This window comes from Stenotrophomonas sp. G4 (genome assembly GCF_003428825.1).
Classification (GTDB): Bacteria; Pseudomonadota; Gammaproteobacteria; order Xanthomonadales; family Xanthomonadaceae; genus Stenotrophomonas; species Stenotrophomonas indicatrix.
Window position 1 is genome coordinate 3,319,450 of the sequence record NZ_CP031741.1, and the last position, 18,866, is coordinate 3,338,315.

The window sequence follows — 18,866 nt, forward strand, 5'->3', positions numbered from 1 at the left end:
GCCTAGCGGTGGGCCGGATGTACTGGCTTCATTTTAGATTCGATGCGCGCTCAAGCAGCTTCTGGAAGTGCCCCGGAGGAAGTGGGGCCGGAGCCCCCGAAGCGAGGCCTTCCGCGATCAACTGGCGTAGCAGGTCTTCAGCCTTGATACGCCTTCGCTGACGGACAAGGTCGCCGACATACTCGGAAGCGCTGGCGTAACCGCCTTCACGAATGTCCTTATCCACGAATTGTTTGAGCTCATCCGTCAGCACCACGTTGATATTGACCATATAGGCCTCTTCTGCAGAACTATCACGCGACAGTCTGCGAGACGCTCGGGACAGCGACAAGGGCAGAAGCGCCAGCCTTGGCATGACGAGGGCATCGCCATCAAGCAGGCGCCTCAGCATGATTTCGCCGCGCCCGCGCGGACGTCCCGTGCTGCCATCGGAACAGATACAGGATGACCAGTTTGGTACTTCCACTCACCGCTGCCAGCAGCAGCAACGGCCATCCCATCCGTAGGCCCATGGCCGCGGCAAATACGACCGTGGACAGGTCCATCAGCAGGATCAACTGACTCATCCGCAACGACACCGCACCGGTATGGCCATTGCGCAGGATCAGCAGGATCTGGTGTGCGTAGCCCTGCGCCAGCAAGGCAGTGATGACTACGATCATCGCGCTGGCCACCACCCTGCCCTCGTCCACATGACGATTCCCGCAGGCCAGGCCGGCCAGCGCGCAGGTCATCAGCAACAAGGCTGCCAGCAGGCAGATCGTCGCGGAGCGGCTTCGGCGGTCACGCCAGATCTCCACCAGGATGGCCATGACCAGCACCGACGCAAGCAAACGCGGCCAGACAATGAAGTGATTGAACGGCGTGACGCTGTAACCATAGGCGAAGAAGGACAGGTACGCCAGGAAGCTGACACTGAACTGATTCAGCGACAGCACTGCAGTGGCACTCTCAGTCGCATCCGCACGCTCCCGACGGTTGCGCACCAACCGAAACTGCGCGCCCACACCCAACAGGCTCAGCAGGATGAAGGCGGTGTTAACCGTGCCTGCGATGTTGTAGAACGCGGTCCCCATGCAGATAGGGCAACGCCCCTCTCCTCCATCACCACCGCCATGCGGGCCGAAGCCAGCATGGCGGCAACTCGACGCAAGCAAGCTATTTGCTGCCTTACGCCACCTTGGCGCCTTCCAGGAAGTCCTGCGCGAAGCGCTGCAGCACGCCGCCGGCCTCGTAGATCGCCACTTCCTCGTCACTGTCCAGGCGGCAGGTGACCGGCACGATCACGTCCTGGCCGTCGCGGCGGTGGATGACCACGCGCAACTCGGCGCGCGGCGTACGTTCACCGATGACGTCGAAGGTTTCGGTGCCATCGATGCCCAGCGTCAGGCGGGTGGTGCCCGGCTTGAACTCCAGCGGCAGCACGCCCATGCCGATCAGGTTGGTGCGGTGGATGCGCTCGAAGCCTTCGGCAACGATGGCCTCCACGCCGGCCAGGCGCACGCCCTTGGCGGCCCAGTCACGCGAAGAGCCCTGCCCGTAGTCGGCACCGGCGATGATGATCAGCGGCTGCTTGCGCTGCATGTAGGTCTCGATCGCTTCCCACATGCGCATCACCTTGCCCTCCGGCTCGACGCGCGCCAGCGAACCCTGTTTCACGCTGCCGTCTTCATTGCGCACCATCTCGTTGAACAGCTTCGGGTTGGCGAAGGTGGCACGCTGCGCGGTCAGATGGTCACCGCGGTGGGTGGCGTAGGAATTGAAGTCCTCTTCCGGCAGGCCCATCTTCGCCAGGTATTCGCCCGCGGCACTGGAAGCCAGGATCGCGTTGGACGGCGACAGGTGGTCGGTGGTGATGTTGTCGGGCAGCACCGCCAGCGCACGCATGCCGGCCAGCGAGCGCTCACCGGCCAGTGCACCTTCCCAGTACGGCGGGCGACGGATGTAGGTGCTCTGCGGGCGCCAGTCGTACAGCGGGCTCACCGCTGCGCCGTGTTCGACGCGTACGTTGAACATCGGGTTGTAGACGCTGCGGAACTGCTCCGGCTTCACCGCCGCCTTCACCACCGCATCGATCTCGGCATCACTCGGCCAGATGTCCTTCAGGCGCACTTCGTTGCCGTCGGTGTCCACGCCCAGCACATCCTTCTCGATGTCAAAGCGGATGGTGCCGGCGATGGCGTAGGCGATCACCAGCGGCGGCGAGGCCAGGAACGCCTGCTTCGCATACGGATGGATGCGGCCGTCGAAGTTGCGGTTGCCCGACAGTACCGCCGTGGCGTACAGGTCACGGTCGATGATTTCCTGCTGGATCTTCGGATCCAGCGCGCCGCTCATGCCATTGCAGGTGGTGCAGGCGAAGGCGACGATGCCGAAGCCCAGCTTCTCCAGGTCCGGCAGCAGGCCCGCTTCTTCCAGGTACAGCTGCACTGCCTTGGAACCGGGTGCCAGCGACGACTTCACCCAAGGCTTGCGCAGCAGGCCGCGCTCGTTGGCCTTGCGTGCCAGCAGGCCGGCGGCGATCACGTTGCGCGGGTTGGAGGTATTGGTGCAGCTGGTGATCGCAGCGATGATCACCGCGCCATCGGGCATCAGGCCCTGTGCCTGCTCGGCCTTGCCGGCTTCCAGCTTGGCGGCATCGGCGATGCCGCGCTCGACCAGTTCCGATACCGGCAGGCGGCGATGCGGATTGCTCGGGCCGGCCATGTTGCGCACCACCGTCGACAGATCGAAGTGCAGCACGCGCTCGTATTCCGCAGTGGCCAGGTCATCGGCCCACAGGCCGGTGCTGCGCGCGTAGTTTTCAACCAGTGCGACCTGCTTTTCCTCGCGACCGGTCAGGCGCAGGTAGTCGATGGTCTGGCCGTCGATGTAGAACATCGCGGCGGTTGCGCCGTATTCGGGGCACATGTTGGAGATGGTGGCGCGATCACCGATGGTGAGTGCAGCGGCACCTTCGCCGAAGAATTCAAGCCAGGCGCCGACCACGCGCTCCTTGCGCAGGAATTCGGTCAGGGCCAGCACCACGTCGGTGGCAGTAATGTCCGGCTGCGGCCGACCGGTCAGCTCGACACCGATGATGTCCGGCAGGCGCATCCACGACGCACGGCCCAGCATCACGTTCTCCGCTTCCAGGCCGCCCACGCCGATGGCGATCACGCCCAGCGCATCCACATGCGGGGTGTGGCTGTCGGTGCCCACGCAGGTATCGGGGAAGGCGACGCCGTCCTGCACGTAGATCACCGGCGACATCTTCTCCAGGTTGATCTGATGCATGATGCCGTTGCCCGGCGGAATCACGTCCACGTTCTCGAAGGCCAGCTTGGTCCAGTCGATGAAGTGGAAGCGGTCCTCGTTGCGGCGGTCCTCGATGGCGCGGTTCTTCTCGAACGCCTGCGGATCGAAACCGCCGCATTCCACTGCCAGCGAGTGATCGACGATCAGCTGCACCGGCACCACCGGGTTGACCTTGGCCGGATCACCGCCCTTGTCGGCGATCGCATCGCGCAGGCCGGCCAGATCCACCAGCGCGGTCTGGCCGAGGATGTCATGGCATACCACGCGCGCCGGGAACCACGGGAAATCCAGGTCGCGACGGCGCTCGATCAGCTGCTTCAGCGAGTCGGTCAGCGTGGCCGGATCGCAGCGACGCACCAGGTTCTCGGCCAGCACGCGCGATACGTACGGCAGCGTGGCGTAGGCGCCGGGCTGGATCGCGTCGACGGCGGCGCGCGCATCGAAATAGTCCAGCGAGGCGCCGGGGAGGGTCTTGCGGTAATCGGTATTCATGGGCTGGCGGAATGCTCGTGGCGGGCCGGGTGCCGGCGATACGGCGGTGACGGCATCCGGCCGGCACGGGGCCGGCCGGATGCTTGCAGCAGTGCAACAGTGGCGATGATCAGGAACGCTTGTCGATGGCCACGAACTCGCGATCTTCCGGGCCGATGTAGTTGGCGCTCGGGCGGATGATCTTGCCGTCGATACGCTGTTCGACGATATGCGCGCTCCAGCCGGCGGTACGGGCGATCACGAACAGGGGCGTGAACATCGCGGTCGGCACGCCCATCATGTGGTAGCTGACGGCGCTGAACCAGTCCAGGTTCGGGAACATCTTCTTGATGTCCCACATCACCGTTTCCAGGCGCTCGGCGATGTCGTACATCTTCATGCTCGACTGTTCTTCGGACAGTTCGCGGGCGACGTCCTTGATCACCTTGTTGCGCGGATCGGACACGGTGTAGACCGGGTGGCCGAAACCGATCACCACTTCCTTGCGCTCCACGCGGGCCTTGATGTCTTCCTCGGCTTCGTCCGGATTGTCATAGCGCTTCTGCACTTCGAACGCCACTTCGTTGGCGCCGCCGTGCTTGGGGCCGCGCAGCGCGCCGATGCCACCGCAGATCGCGCTGTACATGTCGCTGCCGGTGCCGGCGATGACGCGGCAGGCGAAGGTCGAAGCGTTGAACTCGTGCTCGGCGTACAGGATCAGCGAGGTGTGCATCGCCTTCACCCACGAATCCTGCGGCTTCTCGCCGTGCAGCAGGTGCAGGAAGTGGCCACCGATGGAGTCATCGTCGGTTTCCACGTCGATCGCACGGCCGTTGTGGCTCCAGTGGTACCAGTACAGCAGCATCGAACCGAGGCAGGCCATCAGCTTGTCGGCGATGTCGCGCGCGCCCGGATGGTTGTGGTCATCCTTCTCCGGCGCCACGCAGCCGAGCACGGACACGCCGGTGCGCATCACGTCCATCGGGTGCGCCGACGGCGGCAGTTCTTCCAGCGCGGCCTTCACCGCGGCCGGAATGCCACGCAGCGACTTCAGCTTGGCCTTGTACGAAACCAGCTCGGCGCGGGTCGGCAGCTTGCCATGCACCAGCAGGTAGGCGATTTCCTCGAACTCGCTGGTGTTGGCCAGGTCCAGGATGTCGTAGCCACGGTAGTGCAGGTCGTTGCCACTACGGCCGACGCTACACAGCGCGGTGTTGCCGGCAGCGGTGCCGGACAGGGCGACGGACTTCTTCGGCTTGAAGGTCGGGGTTGCGGTCGTATCGTTCATGTTTCCCTCCGAAACTTGATGGTGCAGGGTACTGCTTATTTCTTGGCGGCGAACAGCGCATCGAGCTGCTGCTCGAAGGCGTGGTAGCCGATACGGTCATACAGCTCCTCGCGGGTCTGCATGCTGTCGATCAGGTCGCGCTGGTGACCTTCGCGGCGGATCGTCTGGTAGACGTTCTCGGCGGCCTTGTTGGCGGCGCGGAACGCCGACAGCGGGAACAGCTGGATGGCCACGCCGGCCGAGGCCAGCTCGTCGCGGCTGAACAGCGGGGTCGCGCCGAATTCAGTGATGTTGGCCAGCACCGGCACCTTCACCGCATCAACGAAGCGACGGTAGGTATCCAGGTCATAGGCGGCCTCGGCGAAGATGCCGTCGGCACCGGCTTCGACGCAGGCGATGGCACGCTCAATGGCCTTGTCCACGCCGTCCACCTGGATGGCGTCGGTGCGCGCGATCAGGAAGAAGTCCGGATCGGTCTTGGCATCGGCAGCGGCCTTCACGCGGTCGACCATTTCGCCCTGCGAGACGATTTCCTTGCCCGGGCGATGACCGCAGCGCTTGGCGCCGACCTGGTCTTCGATATGGCAGGCGGCCGCGCCAGCCTTGATCAGCGACTTCACCGTGCGCGCGATGTTGAACGCGCTCGGGCCAAAGCCGGTGTCGATGTCGACCATCAGCGGCAGGTCGCAGACGTCGGTGATGCGGCGCACGTCCACCAGCACGTCTTCCAGGGTGTTGATGCCGAGGTCCGGCAGGCCCAGCGAGCCGGCGGCCACGCCACCGCCGGACAGGTAGATGGCACGAAAACCCGCGCGCTTGGCAAGCAGCGCATGGTTGGCGTTGATCGCGCCGATCACCTGCAGCGGCGATTCGGCAGCCAACGCCTCGCGGAAGCGGGCACCGGCGGAAGAGAGGGTCGAAACGGTCATGCGGCGATCCAGGTTGAAGAACAGGGAGGTAAGCGCAAGCACCATGCCAACCTGCAAGCGATTGATTTCACGGGGATGACCGGTCAACCGCAGTGAAACATATGAAACATTGAAACAGATGTATCATGAAACATCATCATTCCCGATCCCTGCACCATGTACCTGCCCCGCTCGCCCCTGCGCCACGCCGATGCCGACCCCGGCCGTCCGGTGATCTGGACGGTCAGCGTCTCGCGCCTGACCGGCCTGCTGGGCGATGTCATTCCCGAATTCGACCGCCGCGCGCGCATCGAGCAGATCAACCTGGGCTTCGAGGAGGCCGTGGAAGTGATCGGCCAGCGCCTGCGCCGCGAGCACTGCGACGTGGTGATTGCCGGCGGCTCAAACGCGGCCTGGTTGCGCGGTCGCCTGGACCTGCCGCTGGTACCGATCCACGCCAATGGCTTCGACCTGATGGAAGCGCTGGCGCGCGCCCGTCGCATCGCCCCACGCATCGGGCTGGTCACCCATGCCAGCGATGTGCCGGTGTTCAGCAGCTTCCAGCAGAGCTTCGGCCTGGACATCGAGCACCGCCGCTTCGTCACCCGCGAAGATGCCCGCGACTGCATCGCCGACCTGCGCGCCAACGGCATCGAGGTGATCGTCGGCACCGGCATGGCCATCGACCATGCCGAACAGGCCGGGCTACCCGGCGTGCTGCTGTACTCGGCTGATTCGGTGCGGCAGGCGTTCGAGCATGCGCTGGAGCTGACCCAGGCCATGGCCCGCTCCGGCGGCAGCCGGCCGGCTCCGCGCCGCCGCACCGCCCCACGCAGCGATGCGCATGCCCTGCTCGGCGACAGCAATGCGATGGCCGACGTGCGCGCACAGATCGCGCTGTACGCCCCGCACGACAGCACCGTGCTGGTTACCGGCGAGACCGGCACCGGCAAGGAACTGGTTGCACGCCAGCTGCACGCCGCCAGCGGTCGTCGCGGTCGTTTCGTTGCGCTGAACTGCGGTGCGATCAGCGAATCACTGCTGGAAGCGGAACTGTTCGGCTACAGCGACGGCGCCTTCACCGGTGCGCGTCGCGGGGGGCGCGTGGGCCTGGTCGAGGCGGCCGATGGCGGTACGTTGTTCCTGGACGAGATCGGCGAACTGCCGCTGCCATTGCAGACCCGCCTGCTGCGGGTGCTGGAAGAACGCGAAGTGCTGCGCGTGGGCGCCACCGAACCGACCCCGGTCGACCTGCGCGTGGTCGCCGCCACCCTGCAATCGCTGGAGCAGCGCGCGGCGGCTGGCAGCTTCCGCCGCGACCTGTATTACCGGCTGGCCGCGCTGCGCATCGCACTGCCACCGCTGCGTGCGCGGCGCGATGACATCCCGCTCCTTGCGCAGCATTTCTTCCGTCAGCTGCGCGGCATTGATGCACCGCTGGACGAAGAAGCGCTCGCAGCACTTGGCGCTGCCGATTGGCCGGGAAATGTGCGTGAACTGCGCAATCTGGTTGATCGCCTGCGTATCCACTGGCAGCCCGGCGACGGCCTGATCGATGCAGCGCGCCTGCTGCAGCTGGCGCCGGAGCTGGTGAACGAAGGCGCCACCACACTGCCGGTGGAAAGCAACGGCAAACGCCCACCGCGTGCGCAGCTGGAAGCGCTGCTGCAGGAACACCGCAATGACCGCGAAGGCATGGCGCAGGCGCTGGGGGTGTCACGCACCACGCTGTGGCGATGGCTGCGCGCGGTGGGGCTGTAACGTCCTGCCGTCTGGTTGGTGCAGAACCGATGCAAGGCAGGAGCGAACAGACCGATGCCTGGTGGGTGCGAACTTCGGATCGCACCGCCTTCTCCAAGTACCCCATCCACGCATGGCGTGGATCTACCCGGCCAACAGCAGCTCGATCTCTTCCACCTGCACCACCGGCACTTGCCAGGGATGATGCGCCACGATGCCCTGCTCGAACACACGGCGCAGACGTGCCGGATCGCGCGGCAGGCAGAACTCCAGCCGCACACTGTCGACCACCTCGGTCTGCCCCACCTCGCCCTGCGCGGGGATCGCACCCACGCGTGGCCGGAACTGTTCAAACCCCGGCGCGGACCACCACATGCCGTGCTCGTAATCGCCGGCCAGCAGCGCGTCCACTGCGAGGATGCCCTGTTTCACCGCCTCCAGCGCAGGCACCGGCACGAACACCACCACGCGATACAGCGGCACGCGTTGCATCGCGGTGCCTTACGGGTACAACAGCCGCTTGCTCCAGCGCCCTTCGGCACCGGCTTCATAGCACCAGCGCTCGTGCAGGCGGAACTGCGCGCCGTACCAGAACTCGATGCGGTCAGGCACCACCCGCAGTCCACTCCAGCCGTCCGGGCGCGGCACGTCCTTGCCCTCGAAGCGCGCCTCGACCTCGGCCACACGCGCGTCGAACTCCTCGCGCGAGTTCAACGTCTTCGACTGCAGCGACGCCCACGCGCCGATCTGGCTCATGCGCGGACGGCTGGCGAAATACGCGTCGGCCTCGGCATCGGCCACCTGCTCCACGCGTCCCTCGATGCGCACCTGGATGCCGGCCTCGCGCAGGCTGCGCCACAGGAACAGCAGCGCCGCCTGCGGATTGGCCTGCAGCTCGTTGCCCTTGTGGCTGTCCAGGTGGGTGTAGAACACGAAGCCGCGCTCATCGAACGCCTTCAACAGCACGGTGCGCGCCGATGGCCGGCCCTGCACATCGGCGGTCGCCACGGTCATCGCATTGGGCTCGACTTCGCGGCTCTGTTTCGCTTCTTCGAACAGCGCGGCAAAGGTCGACAGGGCTTCGGCGTACAGGTCGCTCATGACAGCATTCTTCTCACACGGTTTGGGCTATTGTGGCGGCATGGTCGCCGCTGCGTACATGCCCCAGGTGAAAGGATTCCCCGAAACAATGGTCGAGCAGGCGCTGGATGACGCGCTGGGCAGCAGCACAGCCGTTCCAGTATTGGCGATCAGCGGCCTGCAGGGGAGCGGCAAATCGACGCTGGCCGCGCAGGTGGTTGCCCGTGCCCAGGCGCGTGGCCTGAACGCCGCAACGCTGTCCATCGACGATGTCTACCTGACCCGCGCACAACGCCAGCGCCTGGCCCGGCAGGTGCATCCGTTGTTGATCACCCGTGGCCCACCGGGCACCCACGACCTGCCGCTGGCACATGCGGTACTGGACGCAGTGGCCGCACGACAGCCCCTGGCCCTGCCCCGCTTCGACAAGCTGGCCGACGAGCGCCTGCCCGAAGCGCAGTGGCCGCAGCTGCAAACGCCGCTGGACCTGCTGGTGTTCGAGGGCTGGTTCCTGGGCACCCCGGCGCAGGACGATGCCGAACTGGATGTCCCGCTCAACGCCCTGGAGCGCGAGGCCGATGCCGATGGCCGTTGGCGGCGCTGGTGCAACCAGGCGCTGGCCCGCGAGTATCCGGCGCTGTGGCAGCGGTGCGACCGCTTGTGGTTCCTGCAACCTCCTGATTTTTCGGTGGTGCCGCGTTGGCGCTGGCAGCAGGAGCAGAACCTGCAGGCGGCCCAGCCGGGGCGGCACGGCATGAACCGACCCCAGCTGGAGCGCTTCGTGCAGTACTACGAGCGGGTCAGCCGGCAGGCGTTGCGTGCGCTGCCGGCCATTGCCGACCGGGTGGTGGCGCTGGATGCCCAGCGCCAGGTGCAAGGGCTGCGCTGAGCAGCCTCACTCCACCAGGAAGGTGACCCGCAGGTTCACCCGCCATTCGGTGATCTCACCGTTGCCGTCGGTGACCACCTTGGTCTCGTTGATCCAGGCGCCCTGGATGCCCTTGACCGTCCCGGACACCTTCTTCAAACCGCTGCGCACTGCGTCCTCCACGCTCTTGGGCGAGGACGCATTGATTTCGATGACCTTGGCAACCGACATGGCAGGCACTCCATCAGGCGCGGGATACCCCGCAGGAACCTCCACCCTGACGTGAAGAACGTAAAGGCCAAGGCACGGAGGTGTTAGCATCAGAGGGCATGAATCCCGCTCCGAACCTGATCCTGATCGGCCCGATGGGTGCCGGTAAAACCTGCATCGGCCGCCGCCTCGCCGAGCGCTTCACGCTGGACTTCGTCGACGTCGACCAGGCCATCGTCGATGCGACCGGGGCCAGCATTCCCACGATCTTCGAGCATTCCGGCGAAGCCGGCTTCCGTGCCCATGAGCGCCAGGCGCTGGCGCAGGTGCTGGCCGGCCGTGGCCAGCTGGTGTCCACCGGCGGCGGTGCCGTGCTTGACCCGGACAATCGCGCCCTGATCGCCAAGCGAGGCTTTGTCGTCTACCTGCGGGTCAGCGTCGCAGCCCAGCTGGAGCGCCTGTCACGCGACAAGGCCCGGCCACTGCTGCAGCGGCCGGACCGCGAACGGGTGCTGCATGATCTGGCCGCGCATCGCGACCCGCTGTATCGCGACCTCGCCGATGTCACTCTTGATACCGACCCGTTTACCGCCGCCGATGCCACTGCCCAGCTTGTCGTCAGGCTGGCCACGCACTGGCAGCGACAGGACCCCACTGCATGACCTCCCCTGCCCTGCTGCAGGTCGCCGTTGGCGGCGACCGTCCCTATTCCATCACCATCGGTGCCGGCGCCCAGGCCGACGGCGCCGCACTGGCCAGCCATGTGCGTGGCCGCCATGTCCTGCTGGTCAGCGACAGCGAGGTTGCGCCGCGCTATCTGGATGCCACCAAGCAGGCCCTGCTGGCCGCACGCCCGGACCTGATCCTGGGTGAGCATGTGCTGGCCGCCGGCGAAGCCTCCAAGACCCTGGCCGAGTTCGGCTCGGTCATCGAGGCGCTGGCCGCGCTCGGCGCGACCCGCGATGCCTGCGTGTTCGCCCTCGGTGGTGGTGTGGTCGGCGATCTCGCCGGCTTTGCCGCAGCCTGCTGGATGCGCGGCATCGACTGCGTGCAGCTGCCGACAACGCTGCTGGCGATGGTCGACTCCTCGGTGGGCGGCAAGACCGCCGTGGATATCCCGGCCGGCAAGAACCTGGTCGGTGCGTTCCACCCACCGCGTGCGGTGATCGCCGATACCCGCGTGCTGGCTACCCTGCCGCCGCGCGAGCTGCGCGCCGGCCTGGCCGAAGTGGTCAAGTACGGCGCACTGGGCGATGCGGTGTTCTTCGAGTGGCTGCAGCAGCATGCCGAGGCACTGGCGGCCGGCGAGGATGCGGTCATCGCCGAGGCCATCGCCCGCAGCTGCCGGCACAAGGCCGCCATCGTCGAGCGCGATCCCTTCGAGAAGGGCGAACGCGCCCTGCTCAATCTTGGCCATACCTTCGGCCACGCCATCGAAACCGAACAGGGCTACTCCGCGCCGGGGCGCGATGCACTGAACCACGGTGAAGCCGTCGCGGTGGGCATGGTGCTGGCGGCCCGCCTCTCCACCCACCTGGGTCTGGCCGAGGACACCGACCGGGTGCGCCTGCAGGCGCTGCTGGAACAGCTTGGCCTGCCGGTGGCAATCCCCGCCGGGCTGGACCCGCAGGCCCTGCTCGGCCGCATGCGCCTGGACAAGAAGAACGTGGCCGGCCGCCTGCGCCTGGTGCTGTGGCGTGGCATGGGCCGCGCCGAAGTGGTACCGGACGTGGATGAAGCGGCGGTACTGAAGGTGCTGGGCGCAGGCTGACCGCTTCCGCGTTCGCCGGGCATGGCGCGGCGCTGCCGGGGAGGTTTCATGGGGTTGCCGGCCAGCGGCCGGCACTACCGGATCAGCGTTGCGGCAGGGCTCACCTCGCCCCCGCTACAATCGCTGCCATGCACGTCCACCTGCAACAATCCGCCGACGGTGCCCAGGCACCGCGCTTCCTGCGCCTGACCCTGGTCCCGGACCTGTTCGGCGGCTGGGAACTGCTGCGTGAATCCGGCCGCGTCGGCGCCCGCTCGCAGCTGCGGCGCGAGCTGTACCTGACGGCCGACGAAGCCCGCCACGCCTACGACAAGGCCCGCGATGCCGAACTGCATCGGGGCTTCCAGATTCTTTCGCACGGCGACTGACTGCGCCGCTGCTCTTTTCGCCCAAGGAATGCCCACTGTGACCAGCCCTCTCCGCAACGATCGCCTGCTGCGCGCCCTGCGCCGCGAACCGGTGGACTGCACCCCTGTCTGGCTGATGCGCCAGGCCGGCCGCTACCTGCCGGAATATCGCGCCACCCGGGCCAAGGCCGGCAGCTTCCTGGCCATGGCCAAGAACCCGGAGATCGCCTGCGAAGTCACCCTGCAGCCGCTGCGCCGCTTCCCGCTGGACGCGGCCATCCTGTTCTCGGACATCCTCACCATTCCCGATGCCATGGGCCTGGAGCTGTACTTCGTCGAAGGCGAAGGCCCGAAGTTCCGCCACCCGGTACGCGATGAAGCGGCCATCGCCAGGCTGGCGGTGCCGGACATGGAGCAGGACCTGGGCTATGTGATGGACGCGGTGCGCCTGATCCGCCGCGAACTGGATGGCCAGGTGCCGCTGATCGGTTTCTCCGGCAGCCCGTGGACGTTGGCCTGCTACATGGTCGAAGGCGGCGGCAGCAAGGATTTCGCGCGCATCAAGGCGATGGCGCTGAACCATCCGCAGGCCCTGCACTGCCTGCTGGAGGTAACCACCGACGCGGTGATTGCCTACCTCGGCGCGCAGCGCGCGGCCGGTGCGCAGGCCCTGCAGGTGTTCGACACATGGGGCGGCGTGCTGTCGCCGGCAATGTACCGCGAGTTCTCGCTGCGCTATCTGCAGCGCATCGCCGAAGGCCTGGAGCGCGGCGAAGGCAGCGAGCGCACGCCACTGATCCTGTTCGGCAAGGGCACCGGCCTGCACCTGGAAGCGCTGTCGCAGACCGGCGCCGATGCGCTCGGCCTGGACTGGACGCTGGACCTGGACGAAGCGCTGCGCCGCACCGGTGGCCGCGTAGCGCTGCAGGGCAACCTGGACCCGACCACGTTGTATGCCTCGCCTGATGCGATCGCCGCGGCGGCCGCACGCGTGCTCGATACCTATGCCACCGGCAACGGTGGTTCGCGCGAGGGCCATGTGTTCAACCTCGGCCACGGCATGTCGCCGGACATGGACCCGGCCCATGTACAGGTGCTGGTCGACGCAGTGCACGCACACAGCCAACGCTGAGCATCGCGCAGGCAATCACGGCGCGATGTTGATCGCGCCGTGACCCGCAGTGCGCGATCATGGCGCCCCCACGTTGCACCGGCCACGCCCCATGTCCACAGCGCCATCGACCTACACCCGCCAGCGTCCCCTGCTGTGGCTGGTTTCGCTGGCGATCTTCATGCAGATGCTGGACTCGACCATCGTCAACACGGCCTTGCCGGCGATGGCGGCCAGCCTTGGCGAAAGCCCCCTGCAGATGCAGTCGGTGGTCTTCAGCTACGCGCTGGCAGTGGCCACCTTCATTCCCGCCTCCGGCTGGATCGCCGACCGCTACGGCACCCGACGCACCTTCCTGGTGGCGATCATCCTGTTCACCCTCGGCTCGCTGGCCTGCGCAATGGCGCAGCAGCTGCACCAGCTGGTGGCCGCGCGCGTACTGCAGGGCATCGGCGGCGCGATGCTGCTGCCGGTCGGGCGCCTGGCGGTGATGCGCTCGGTGCCACGCGAGGACTTCCTGCGTGCGATGAGCTTCATCGCCATTCCCGCACTGGTGGGTCCGCTGATCGGCCCGACGCTGGGTGGTTGGCTGGTCGAGATCGCCTCGTGGCACTGGGTGTTCCTGATCAACCTGCCGATCGGCGTCATCGGCTTCATCGCGGCGATGAAGATCATGCCCGACCACTACGCCAGCCACCGCACCCGGTTCGACCTTCGCGGCTACGCCATGCTGGCCTTTGCGATGGTGGTGCTGTCGCTGGCACTGGATGGGATTTCCGGGCTCGGTACACCACACGCGCTGGTGATGCTGATGACCGTGGCCGGCCTGGCCGCGCTGGTCGGTTACTGGCTGCACGCGGCAAATTCAACGGCACCGCTGTTCTCCCTGGCACTGTTCCGCGTGCCCAGCTACCGCATCGGCATTCTCGGCAACCTGTTCTCGCGCATCGGCAGCAGTGCCATGCCGATGCTGATTCCGCTGCTGCTGCAGGTCGGCCTTGGCCTCGGGCCGATGAACGCCGGCCTGATGATGGTGCCGGTGGCCGCCGCAGGCATGGTGTCGAAGAAGCTGGCGGTGAAACTGGTTGAACGCTACGGCTATCGCCGCGTGTTGATGACCAACACCGTGCTGGTCGGCTTGGCGATGGCCAGCTTCATCCTGATGACACCGGGCCAGCACCTGGCCGTGCGCCTGCTGCAGCTGGCGTTCTTCGGTGCGGTCAATTCGCTGCAGTTCACCGTGATGAACACCGTCACCCTGCGCGACCTCGACCGTGAGTTCGCCAGTTCCGGCAACAGCCTGCTGTCGATGGTGATGATGCTCGCCGCCGGCTTCGGTGCAGCCGCCGCAGGCAGCCTGCTGGCCGCATTCGGCACGCAGCTGGAAGGCCATGGCGCGACGGCTGCACTGCATGCCACGTTCCTGTGCGTGGGCGCGATCACGCTCACCTCGACGCTGATCTTCTGGCAGTTGCCCGACACCAAGCCCGAGCCGCGCCAGGTAGAAGAAGTAGCGGAGTAGAGGGTTCGGCAGGGCTGCGCCCTGCACCTGCAGAGGCCGAAGCAACGGCAACAGCAACAGCGGGCATTCCGTGGGATGGCGGGGCGGTGTCGGATTGCGGGGACGCCGCAAGTACGTCCCTGTAGGCTTGGCAGCCGCTTGCTCGTGTGCGCTTTCCTGCGCACACGGCAAGACCGGGGTTGGGCGTCCTGCCCAGCCCGCCCGAGGCATGCCTCGGGCCCATGCCGCGGACACCCCGCAATCCGACACCGCCCCACCTCTGACAGTTTTCCGGTGGCTGATGGGTCCACGCCATGCGCGGATGCTGTTCTTTCAATTGTCGAAATATTCGATTTCGACGGAGATTCATCCACGCATGGCGTGGATCTACGTGTCGACCAAGGTCGACACCCACCAAGAGCAGGCCATGCCATTCCGAGAGTTCGCGGAAATCTGTCGAAGGCGGGGTGGGTCCGGTTGCGGGGTGTCCGCGGCATGGATGCCGCGGCCAAGCCTACAAGGACGTATTCACGGCGTCCCCGCAACCGGACCCACCCCGCCATCCCACGGAATACCAGCTTTCGCTTTTGCTTTTGCTTTTGCTTTGCCGTTGATTCGGCGGGTGCAGGGCGCAGCCCTGCCGACCCCCTACCGCCCCAGCACGCGGGCGATCGCTTCCACCAGCAGCTCACCGGTCACCGGCTTGCGCAGGAAACCACCGATGCCGGCCGCTTCCACCTGCTGCTGCAGGTCCGGGTCGGTGCGCGCGGTCACTGCCAGCAGCGGCAGCGTGTAACCCTGGTTGCGCAGATGCTGGGCCAGTTCGAAACCGCTCAGGCCCGGCAGATCCAGATCGAGCAGGCCGACATCGAAATCCCCCGCGCTGATTTCACGCAGCGCGGCCAGTGCGTGGGCCGCGTGGACCACCTCATGGCCGCGGGTGGTGAGCAGGCCACACATCACATCGGCCACGGTCGCATCGTCCTCCACCAGCAACACCCGCAGCGGCGGCATGTTGACCACAGCAGCGGCGGCGTCACTGTCGGCACCTCCGTCGCTGGCCGCACCCTGCTGCAGCGGCAGCGGCAGGCTGACACCGAAGCAGGTGCCACTTCCCAGCTGGCTTTCCACGCGAATGCGGCCCTGCATGGCCAGTGCCAGCTCGCGGCAGATCGCCAGGCCCAGGCCGCTGCCGCCGTACTGCGCCGCGGTACGCGCACCCTCGGCCTGCTCGAAGCGCCGGAACAACCGTTGCTGTTGCTCCTGGCTGATGCCTGGACCGGTATCGCGCACCTCGAAATACAGCCCACGCGGCCCGTCCTCGCAACGCGCGTGCAGCGTGATGCTGCCGCGGCTGGTGAACTTGACCGCGTTGGACAGCAGGTTGAGCAGGATCTGCCGCACCCGCATCGCATCACCGGTCGCCTGCAGCCCTGCAGGCAACTGGTTGTCGAGGATGAACCGAAGGCCCTTCTGTGCAGCCAGTGGCCCCATCAGTGCGGCCAGATCCTGCAGCAGGCGATGGAGACCGAACGCATTGGACTGCAGTTCCAGGCGCCCCGATTCGATCCGCGCCAGGTCCAGCGCATCGTTGACCAGGTGCAGCAGATGCTCACCCGCATGCCGGATCGACTGGGTATAGCCGCGCTGCTGCGGATCCAGCGGCGAGGCCAGCAGCAGTTCGCTCATGCCAAGTACGCCGGTCATCGGCGTGCGGATTTCATGGCCGAGATTGGCGAGGAACCGCGTCTTGGCCGCCGATGCATGTTCGGCCAGATCCTGCTTGTGCAGGGCGAGCTGGTAGGCGTGCTGGCGCTGCAGCCGGCGCCGGTACAACCAGGCGAACCAGCTGGTCAGCAGCAACCCGATCGAGGCCAGCACCAGCAGGCCGGACAAGCTGCGCCACCATGGCGGCTGCACGTGGAATTCCAGGGTCTGCACCCGCGACCACACGTGGTCGGCCGAGCGCGCCTGCACTTCCAGCCGGTAGGCGCCGGGTGGCAGGCGCGAGAACAGGCGCTCGCCTGCCGGGCCCACCTCGACCCAATCCGGGTCGTAGCCGGCCAACCGGTAGCGGTAGGTGTTGGAAGCCGAATCAGCGAAGGACAACAGGCGCGCGACGATACGCAGGTCGCGGTCGCCATCGGCGATCTGCAACGGCGAGTCATGGGTCAGGTCCAGCAACTGCTCGTTGCGGCGTACCTCCACCCGCTCGATCACCAGCGGCGCACGGCGGGTGGAAGGCCGCACCTGCTCGGGATCGAACACCACCACACCGGCGGGGGTACCCGCCACCATGCGCCCCACCGAGGAGGCGATCAGGGTGTGTTCGCGGAACTCCTGGCTGGGCAGCCCATCGTGCACTCCGTACAGGCGTACGCTCTCGCCATCGGCACTCACCCGCACCAGGCCGCGGGCGCTGGTGGCCCACGCCACGCCCTGCGCGTCGACCACCAGGCCGGTAGCGGAAATCGCCGGATAGCCCTGCTCGGCGCCCACTACCGCCTGCCGTTCCAGCCGGCCCTGGCTCCAGAGATACCGCGACAGCCGACCATCCTCGGACAACCAGACCTGGCCGTCCTTGCCCACGTGCAGGGCATACACCGCAGTGGCCGGCGCACCGGGCACCGGCTGGAAGCGTTGTGCATCCGGCTGCCATTGCAGCAGGCCGCGGCTGCTGGCCAGCCAGATCCGGTCCTGCGGGCCGCATTCCACGTCCAGATTGAGCTGACCGGCCTGCAGACCGTCCTGGCCGTTTTCCAGCCGCCGGCGCACGTGCCCGTCCAGATCACGCTGCTGCAGCCCCGATGACAGCATCAACCACAGGCTGTCGCCATCGCAGGTCATCATCGCCTCGATGTTGCCTTCCATGGTCGCGTCCGCGCCCGAGTCCCGCCCCCAGCGCCGCAGCTCGCCACGACGCGGGTCGTAGCGCATCAGGGCGTCGGTCGAGCCCACCCACACCTGGCCCTGCCGGTCTTCGCGCACCGAGGTCAGCCAGTGCATGCCGTTGACGAAGGTGCGGTGCTGCTCGATCACGCCCGTGCGCGGATTGAAACGGTCCAGCGCGCCGTGGCTGCCGACCGTCCACACCCCACCATTGCTGGAGGGGCTGGTACCGAGCACATAGGAATTGCGCAGCGAGGAGGGATCATCCTCCAGCCGCGAGAACACCGAGAACTGCCACCAGCGCGGAAGCAAGTGCCACAGGCCGGCATTGGTACTGGCCAGCCAGATGCCGCCTTCGCGGTCCTCATAGGCGCCGGTCCAGTTCGGCCGCACCAGGCCACGGGCGATGGCACTGTACAGCGGTACGTTCTGGTAGCGGCCATCGATGCCCCGGCCCAGGCCGCTGCGCGTGTCCAGCCAGTGCCCGCCCTGCTCGTCGCGCAGCATCATGCCCAGCACCTGGTCGCCGGCGGGCAAGGTCCAGGGCACCGGTTCGAAACGGCCATCCGGGCGCCGCACCGTGGCCCCGGCCAGCGTGCTGATCCAGAGGCTGCCGTCCGGTTCTGCGGTCAGTCCATTGATCAGCAGGCTGGGCAGCAGGTCGCCGCCGATGCGTTCGAAATCGGTTCCGGTCCAGCGCGCCACGCCATGCTTGGTGCCGACCCACAGGCTGCCATCGGCAAGCGTGGCCAGGTAGGGCACCGACGCGGCCGGCAGACTGCGCGGGTTGTTCGCTTCGGGCAGGAACCGCTGCAGACGGTCATTGCTGTCCAGCCGGTACAGGCCACCCTCGTGGGTGCCGAACCAGATCGCGCCATCCGGTGTCGCAGCCAGGCTCCAGACGGTGTTGCTGCCCATCAGCGGCTGGCTGCTGCGGTCGTAGAAGCGCAGCTGGCGGCGATCGGCCGACATCCGCACCAAGCCGGCATTTTCAGTGCCGATCCACAGCTCGTTGCGGGCATCGACCAGCACGCTCCAGATGCGGTTGTCGCGCAGGCCGTCTTCGGAACGCCAGATGCGGTAGTTGCGCCCGTCGTAGCGGGCCAGGCCATCGTTGGTGGCAATCCACAGGTAGCCGTAGCGGTCCTCGGCCATGCGGTTGACGGTGTTCGATGGCAACCCGTCGAACACGGTGACCTGCCGCGGCGAAGGCGGCACCGGCTGCGCGGCAGCGGGCACCAGGCAGCACAGCAGCAGGATCAGCAGCGTCACTGCCCGCAGATACACCACCGATGGCCTCCTCACGCTGCTGTTGATGATGCCCACACCGTGGGCGTCGGCATGGTAAACCGAAAGTTGCGCGAATCACGCCGTAGGATGCCGTG

Annotated in this window: 16 protein-coding genes; 7 read left to right on the forward strand and 9 right to left on the reverse strand. The window is 66.8% G+C overall.

The window, feature by feature from the left end; translation table 11 throughout:
• Window positions 1–28: 28 nt before the first annotated feature.
• The 5 genes from D0Y85_RS15345 to prpB form a co-directional block, all read right to left on the reverse strand.
• The gene (locus tag D0Y85_RS15345; RefSeq protein WP_117311955.1) at window positions 29–271 is read right to left on the reverse strand and encodes a type II toxin-antitoxin system ParD family antitoxin; all 243 of its coding nucleotides are present in this window, start codon (window positions 269–271) and stop codon (window positions 29–31) included.
• A 100-nt stretch (window positions 272–371) separates the two neighbouring features.
• Complete coding sequence (locus D0Y85_RS15350; RefSeq protein ID WP_117311035.1) at window positions 372–1,076, reverse strand: hypothetical protein; 705 nt, start codon at window positions 1,074–1,076, stop codon at window positions 372–374.
• 94 nt (window positions 1,077–1,170) lie between these two features.
• Window positions 1,171–3,789, reverse strand: a complete 2,619-nt coding sequence (acnD, locus tag D0Y85_RS15355; protein ID WP_117311036.1) for a Fe/S-dependent 2-methylisocitrate dehydratase AcnD — start codon at window positions 3,787–3,789, stop codon at window positions 1,171–1,173.
• Window positions 3,790–3,898: 109 nt separating this feature from the next.
• Complete coding sequence (gene prpC / locus D0Y85_RS15360) at window positions 3,899–5,056, reverse strand: 2-methylcitrate synthase (RefSeq protein ID WP_117311037.1); 1,158 nt, start codon at window positions 5,054–5,056, stop codon at window positions 3,899–3,901.
• A gap of 35 nt (window positions 5,057–5,091) precedes the next feature.
• Window positions 5,092–5,985 (reverse strand): methylisocitrate lyase, encoded by an 894-nt coding sequence (prpB, locus tag D0Y85_RS15365; RefSeq protein ID WP_032976623.1) that lies wholly within the window; start codon window positions 5,983–5,985, stop codon window positions 5,092–5,094.
• A 156-nt stretch (window positions 5,986–6,141) separates the two neighbouring features.
• Here prpB and prpR point away from each other — a divergent pair, with 156 nt between their 5' ends.
• Complete coding sequence (gene prpR / locus D0Y85_RS15370) at window positions 6,142–7,725, forward strand: propionate catabolism operon regulatory protein PrpR (RefSeq protein WP_117311038.1); 1,584 nt, start codon at window positions 6,142–6,144, stop codon at window positions 7,723–7,725.
• A 123-nt stretch (window positions 7,726–7,848) separates the two neighbouring features.
• Here prpR and D0Y85_RS15375 read toward each other — a convergent pair whose 3' ends face one another.
• Entirely contained in the window at window positions 7,849–8,196 is a 348-nt protein-coding gene (locus tag D0Y85_RS15375; RefSeq protein ID WP_117311039.1) for a hypothetical protein, read from the reverse strand.
• Window positions 8,197–8,205: 9 nt separating this feature from the next.
• Window positions 8,206–8,805, reverse strand: a complete 600-nt coding sequence (pdxH, locus tag D0Y85_RS15380; RefSeq protein WP_033831770.1) for a pyridoxamine 5'-phosphate oxidase — start codon at window positions 8,803–8,805, stop codon at window positions 8,206–8,208.
• Between the two features lie 40 nt (window positions 8,806–8,845).
• Between pdxH and D0Y85_RS15385 the strand changes: the two genes are divergently transcribed.
• Complete coding sequence (locus tag D0Y85_RS15385; RefSeq protein ID WP_117311040.1) at window positions 8,846–9,673, forward strand: kinase; 828 nt, start codon at window positions 8,846–8,848, stop codon at window positions 9,671–9,673.
• Window positions 9,674–9,679: 6 nt separating this feature from the next.
• On the opposite strand, the gene D0Y85_RS15390 is transcribed toward D0Y85_RS15385, so the two are convergent.
• Window positions 9,680–9,883, reverse strand: a complete 204-nt coding sequence (locus D0Y85_RS15390; RefSeq protein ID WP_025876997.1) for a dodecin family protein — start codon at window positions 9,881–9,883, stop codon at window positions 9,680–9,682.
• Window positions 9,884–9,981: 98 nt separating this feature from the next.
• Here D0Y85_RS15390 and D0Y85_RS15395 point away from each other — a divergent pair, with 98 nt between their 5' ends.
• From D0Y85_RS15395 to mdtD, 5 genes are all read left to right on the forward strand, one after another.
• Complete coding sequence (locus tag D0Y85_RS15395) at window positions 9,982–10,524, forward strand: shikimate kinase (RefSeq protein WP_117311041.1); 543 nt, start codon at window positions 9,982–9,984, stop codon at window positions 10,522–10,524.
• Entirely contained in the window at window positions 10,521–11,633 is a 1,113-nt protein-coding gene (gene aroB, locus D0Y85_RS15400; protein WP_117311042.1) for a 3-dehydroquinate synthase, read from the forward strand. The genes D0Y85_RS15395 and aroB overlap by 4 nt, the downstream gene beginning before the upstream one ends.
• Before the next feature lie 128 nt (window positions 11,634–11,761).
• Window positions 11,762–12,001 carry a WGR domain-containing protein gene (locus tag D0Y85_RS15405; protein WP_117311043.1) on the forward strand — a complete coding sequence of 80 codons (240 nt, stop codon included), beginning with the start codon at window positions 11,762–11,764 and terminating at the stop codon, window positions 11,999–12,001.
• A gap of 28 nt (window positions 12,002–12,029) precedes the next feature.
• Window positions 12,030–13,112 carry a uroporphyrinogen decarboxylase gene (hemE, locus tag D0Y85_RS15410; protein WP_117311044.1) on the forward strand — a complete coding sequence of 361 codons (1,083 nt, stop codon included), beginning with the start codon at window positions 12,030–12,032 and terminating at the stop codon, window positions 13,110–13,112.
• 91 nt (window positions 13,113–13,203) lie between these two features.
• Window positions 13,204–14,613: a multidrug transporter subunit MdtD gene (mdtD, locus tag D0Y85_RS15415; protein ID WP_025876990.1), complete on the forward strand. Its 1,410-nt coding sequence runs from the start codon at window positions 13,204–13,206 to the stop codon at window positions 14,611–14,613.
• Window positions 14,614–15,240: 627 nt separating this feature from the next.
• Here mdtD and D0Y85_RS15425 read toward each other — a convergent pair.
• Entirely contained in the window at window positions 15,241–18,771 is a 3,531-nt protein-coding gene (locus tag D0Y85_RS15425) for a hybrid sensor histidine kinase/response regulator (RefSeq protein ID WP_117311045.1), read from the reverse strand.
• Between the last annotated feature and the right edge of the window lie 95 nt (window positions 18,772–18,866).

Bases quoted from the DNA above. Each gene is read 5' to 3' on its own strand.
- acnD (WP_117311036.1), bottom strand. From the start codon at position 3,789: ATGAATACCGATTACCGCAAGACCCTCCCCGGCGCCTCGCTGGACTAT.
- D0Y85_RS15405 (WP_117311043.1), top strand. From the start codon at position 11,762: ATGCACGTCCACCTGCAACAATCCGCCGACGGTGCCCAGGCACCGCGC.
- aroB (WP_117311042.1), top strand. From the start codon at position 10,521: ATGACCTCCCCTGCCCTGCTGCAGGTCGCCGTTGGCGGCGACCGTCCC.
- prpB (WP_032976623.1), bottom strand. From the start codon at position 5,985: ATGACCGTTTCGACCCTCTCTTCCGCCGGTGCCCGCTTCCGCGAGGCG.
- mdtD (WP_025876990.1), top strand. From the start codon at position 13,204: ATGTCCACAGCGCCATCGACCTACACCCGCCAGCGTCCCCTGCTGTGG.
- D0Y85_RS15350 (WP_117311035.1), bottom strand. From the start codon at position 1,076: ATGGGGACCGCGTTCTACAACATCGCAGGCACGGTTAACACCGCCTTC.
- prpR (WP_117311038.1), top strand. From the start codon at position 6,142: ATGTACCTGCCCCGCTCGCCCCTGCGCCACGCCGATGCCGACCCCGGC.
- hemE (WP_117311044.1), top strand. From the start codon at position 12,030: ATGCCCACTGTGACCAGCCCTCTCCGCAACGATCGCCTGCTGCGCGCC.
- D0Y85_RS15390 (WP_025876997.1), bottom strand. From the start codon at position 9,883: ATGTCGGTTGCCAAGGTCATCGAAATCAATGCGTCCTCGCCCAAGAGC.
- D0Y85_RS15395 (WP_117311041.1), top strand. From the start codon at position 9,982: ATGAATCCCGCTCCGAACCTGATCCTGATCGGCCCGATGGGTGCCGGT.
- prpC (WP_117311037.1), bottom strand. From the start codon at position 5,056: ATGAACGATACGACCGCAACCCCGACCTTCAAGCCGAAGAAGTCCGTC.
- D0Y85_RS15375 (WP_117311039.1), bottom strand. From the start codon at position 8,196: ATGCAACGCGTGCCGCTGTATCGCGTGGTGGTGTTCGTGCCGGTGCCT.
- D0Y85_RS15345 (WP_117311955.1), bottom strand. From the start codon at position 271: ATGGTCAATATCAACGTGGTGCTGACGGATGAGCTCAAACAATTCGTG.
- D0Y85_RS15385 (WP_117311040.1), top strand. From the start codon at position 8,846: ATGGTCGCCGCTGCGTACATGCCCCAGGTGAAAGGATTCCCCGAAACA.
- pdxH (WP_033831770.1), bottom strand. From the start codon at position 8,805: ATGAGCGACCTGTACGCCGAAGCCCTGTCGACCTTTGCCGCGCTGTTC.